At 38.8% G+C, this 4,068-nt stretch carries 5 protein-coding genes; 3 read left to right on the top strand and 2 right to left on the bottom strand.

Annotation, left to right across the window (positions count from 1 at the left end):
- Together AC1DUW_RS22490 and AC1DUW_RS22495 are read right to left on the bottom strand one after the other, a co-directional pair.
- Positions 1 to 478, bottom strand: a 478-nt coding sequence (locus AC1DUW_RS22490) for an ABC transporter transmembrane domain-containing protein (RefSeq protein WP_477643513.1), incomplete at its 3' end; no start/stop codon positions are given.
- Entirely contained in the window at positions 475 to 957 is a 483-nt protein-coding gene (locus AC1DUW_RS22495) for a MarR family winged helix-turn-helix transcriptional regulator (protein ID WP_053345783.1), read from the bottom strand. The genes AC1DUW_RS22490 and AC1DUW_RS22495, both read right to left, overlap by 4 nt.
- A gap of 860 nt (positions 958 to 1,817) precedes the next feature.
- Here AC1DUW_RS22495 and AC1DUW_RS22500 point away from each other — a divergent pair.
- From AC1DUW_RS22500 to AC1DUW_RS22510, 3 genes are all read left to right on the top strand, one after another.
- Positions 1,818 to 2,813 carry a thiamine pyrophosphate-dependent dehydrogenase E1 component subunit alpha gene (locus AC1DUW_RS22500; RefSeq protein ID WP_053345784.1) on the top strand — a complete coding sequence of 332 codons (996 nt, stop codon included), beginning with the start codon at positions 1,818 to 1,820 and terminating at the stop codon, positions 2,811 to 2,813.
- Positions 2,814 to 2,825: 12 nt separating this feature from the next.
- Entirely contained in the window at positions 2,826 to 3,809 is a 984-nt protein-coding gene (locus tag AC1DUW_RS22505) for an alpha-ketoacid dehydrogenase subunit beta (protein WP_053345785.1), read from the top strand.
- Between the two features lie 25 nt (positions 3,810 to 3,834).
- The coding region (locus tag AC1DUW_RS22510) for a biotin/lipoyl-containing protein (protein ID WP_477643514.1) at positions 3,835 to 4,068 on the top strand (234 nt) is incomplete at its 3' end.

The raw sequence follows: 4,068 nt of genomic DNA on the forward strand, positions 1-4,068 counted from the left end.
CAATAACAAGGGATAATTTGGCATCCTTCGAAACGGCCATAATCACTCCGCCGACTAGCATAATAGGTGCACTGATAACCATACGAAGCATCATAATAACCACTTGCTGGACTTGTGTTATATCATTGGTCGTCCGTGTAATTAGTGACGCGGTACCGACTTCGTCAAATTCTTGTAACGAAAATTTTTCAACATGATTAAAGACTTTCAGGCGGACATCGCGTCCCATTCCCATTGCTGCTTTTGACGAATAGTAGCTTGCGATAATGGAAGCACAAGCGCCAAGAGCTGAAACTAACAACATCAAACCACCAATTTTCCAAATGTAGGAGGTGTCTCCAGGAACGACACCTTTGTCAATAATATCGGCCATTAGTGTAGGCAAAAAGAGGTCCGACATTGATTGAACAAAGACTAGACCGAAAACTGCTAAAATAATCCACTTATATACGGATAAATTTTTCAGTATTTTTATCATTTTGTACACTCTCCTTGTTCTGTTGCTTGTGCTTCCAAATAGTTTGTAATTTGAAGATGCGTTTCAAGTAACTCTTCAAACTGTTCTTCAGTAAGCAATTCAATGACCGTTTGAAAGATTTGGTGAATACTACCTTCATGCATATGAATCGTTTTTAACAAATTTTTTCCCTTTTCGGTGATGGACAACTGGATTTCACGCCGGTTGCCCTCCACATGCTCACGATGGAGCATGCCAGCTCGAACGAGACCATCGACAGCTTGGCTCAGTGTGCTTTTTGGAAGAAATGTTTTCTCCCCAACGTTTTTTTGAGTCATATCTTCGTGAAGAATAATAGCCATCAAAATAGAATATTGGGGAACTGTTAATCCATTTTCTACTGCTGTTTTTTGAACGAATCGCATGATATTTTTCTGCACGTTCGAAAATGAACGTAATAGTTGTACTGAACGCATTAATTCTTGATTTTCACTCTCCACTCAACATCACCATTCTTCCTATTTTGAACTGTTCCATAGCGAACAGTTCATTTAATGAATTATTTAAATTTACATCTATTTTTCCGCTTAGTCAAGCAAAAAACAATTGCATCATTTCAGTGTGTATCTTGCCCTTAGTGCTAACATAAAAAGCAAGTTTTAAACTTCAGTCAAGTACTAAACTTATTCAACAAAGGAGGTAAGGGGTTTATCTATGCGACTCGATTATTCGGTTAGGTATATGGACAACTAATTCAATAATTGAGTTCTGGAATACAGACTAAAAAAATTGATAAATAAGGAAATCTTCGAATTTGATAGAGCTAGGGTGCTTTATTGATTTACAATATTAAACTGCGTACTAGAGTGGTTTTTTTATAGTATATAGAGTTCTCTTTTGACTAAAATCCGTTTGCTACCCTAGAAAGCGTTATGAAAGTGGAAGGAAGAATAGTGATAAAGCAGTGCTCTTAACGATGCCTTGTGGATTGTTTGATTTGCTCTTAATTCAAAAAGACAAGAAAATAATCTGATTACCAAAGTGGAATTAGTTGAAAATGTGAGATAGAAAGTGTTAGGATAATATTACTAAAGTTAGTACCAGGTAATAATACTAGATGATAACGTAAATGAGAATGTAATGGTGTTAAATAGAAAGCATGTATTACATAATAGGAACTTTTCATCCCTGGTGGGTACATAACCAAATTTAATTTTGTCGAGACAGTCAAAATCAGTTAAAGAGAAAGTATTGTGTTTCAGGTTACAGCGCTCCGTTTTGTATTTAAGGGTGCGAGTATGAGGACTAACATTCGGTTTTAAAAGAAAAATGTACTAATTATTAGGAGGGATGATGACGTATGGGTGAAAACCGTCATCTACAGGTAGGTCTCAGTGATGAAAAAGTGCTTGAGATGTATAAAGTGATGTTATTAGCAAGACGTATAGATGAGCGGATGTGGTTGTTAAACCGATCAGGGAAAATTCCATTTGTTGTTTCTTGTCAAGGACAAGAAGCCGCTCAAGTAGGGGCTGCGTTTGCATTAAATCGTGAAAAGGATTATGTACTTCCCTACTATCGAGATCTTGGAGTAGTGCTTGCGTTTGGGATGACCGCTAAAGATTTAATGTTATCCAGTTTTGCAAAAGCAGAAGACCCGAATTCAGGGGGGCGTCAAATGCCTGGTCATTTCGGGCAAAAAAAGAATCGCATCGTGACGGGTTCATCGCCTGTTACAACTCAAGTACCACATGCGGTTGGAATTGCACTAGCTGCAAAAATGGAAGGGAAAGATATCGTTTCATTTGTTACTTTTGGAGAAGGTTCATCTAATCAAGGTGACTTCCATGAAGGAGCAAATTTTGCTGGCGTTCATAAACTCCCGGTTATCTTGATGTGTGAGAATAATCAATATGCCATTTCCGTTCCAATTGAAAAACAGTTAGCGTGTAAAAAAGTATCGGATCGGGCCATTGGTTATGGAATGCCAGGTGTAACGGTTGACGGAAATGATCCGATTGAAGTATACAAGGTGGTAAAAGAAGCCGCCGAAAGAGGCAGACGAGGCGATGGGCCAAGTTTAATAGAAACGGTTTCATATAGGTTAACACCCCACTCAAGCGATGATGATGACAGTATGTATCGCTCACCTGATGAAGTGGCAGAAGCAAAAAAAATAGATTCGATTATTACATTTGGTGCCTATTTAAAAGCAACAGGGGTCCTAGATGATCAACTTGAGAAACAAATTAATGACGAGATAATGGACGTTGTGAACGAAGCGACTGATTATGCAGAAAACGCTCCATATGCAAACGAAGAAACGCTCTCGAARTACGTTTATGCAGATAAGTAAGGAGGAAAGAAGATGGCTGTAATTTCTTATATAGATGCAGTGATAATGGCTATACGCGAAGAAATGGAACGCGATTCGCGTGTATTTGTACTAGGGGAGGATGTAGGGAAAAAAGGTGGCGTTTTTAAAGCAACAACAGGTTTATACGAACAATTCGGAGAACAACGGGTTATTGATACTCCACTTGCTGAATCGGCTATAGCAGGTGTTGGCATTGGTGCAGCTATGTATGGAATGAGGCCGATTGCAGAAATGCAATTTGCTGATTTTATCATGCCTGCAATCAACCAAATTATTTCAGAGGCTGCAAAAATTCGTTATCGCTCTAATAATGACTGGCAATGTCCAATAGTCATTAGAGCTCCATACGGCGGCGGAGTCCATGGGGCGCTATATCATTCACAATCCGTAGAAGCTATTTTTGCCAATCAACCAGGGCTAAAAATTGTCATGCCATCCACGCCATATGACGTGAAAGGATTATTGAAAGCAGCTATTCGCGATGAAGACCCAGTTCTTTTCTTTGAACATAAACGTGCTTATCGCCTAATTAAAGAAGAAGTACCGACTGATGATTATGTATTACCTATTGGCAAAGCAGATGTGAAGCGTTACGGTGAGGATGTTACCGTGATTACTTACGGCCTTTGTGTTCATTTTGCGCTTCAGGCAGCTGAAAAATTGGCCAGTGATGGGATATCTGTTTATATTCTTGATTTACGAACCATTTATCCATTAGATCAAGAAGCCATTATTGAAGCAGCATGCAAAACTGGAAAAGTTCTATTAATTACAGAAGATAATAAAGAAGGAAGCATTATTAGTGAAGTGTCAGCCATAATTGCAGAAAAGTGTCTTTTTGATCTGGATGCACCGATAATGAGACTCGCCGGTCCGGATGTTCCAGCCATGCCATATTCTCCACCATTGGAAAAATCTTTTATGGTGAATCCTGAAAAAGTAGAAAAAGCTATACGGGATCTTGCAGCCTATTAAATTATTGGCAGGGAGGGTATGAAAATTGAAAATACAACAAATGAAAATGCCTCAGCTAGGGGAAAGTGTTACGGAAGGAACAATCAGCAAGTGGCTCGTTAGGCCCGGAGACCATGTGAATAAATATGATTCAATTGCGGAAGTGATGACTGATAAAGTCACAGCGGAAATCCCTTCGTCTTTTACCGGAAAGATTATAGAAATTTTTGCAAAAGAAAATGAGACAATGGTAGTTGGCGAAGTGATTGTCTCATTTTCT

The organism is Peribacillus sp. P4_C12 (assembly GCF_056402095.1).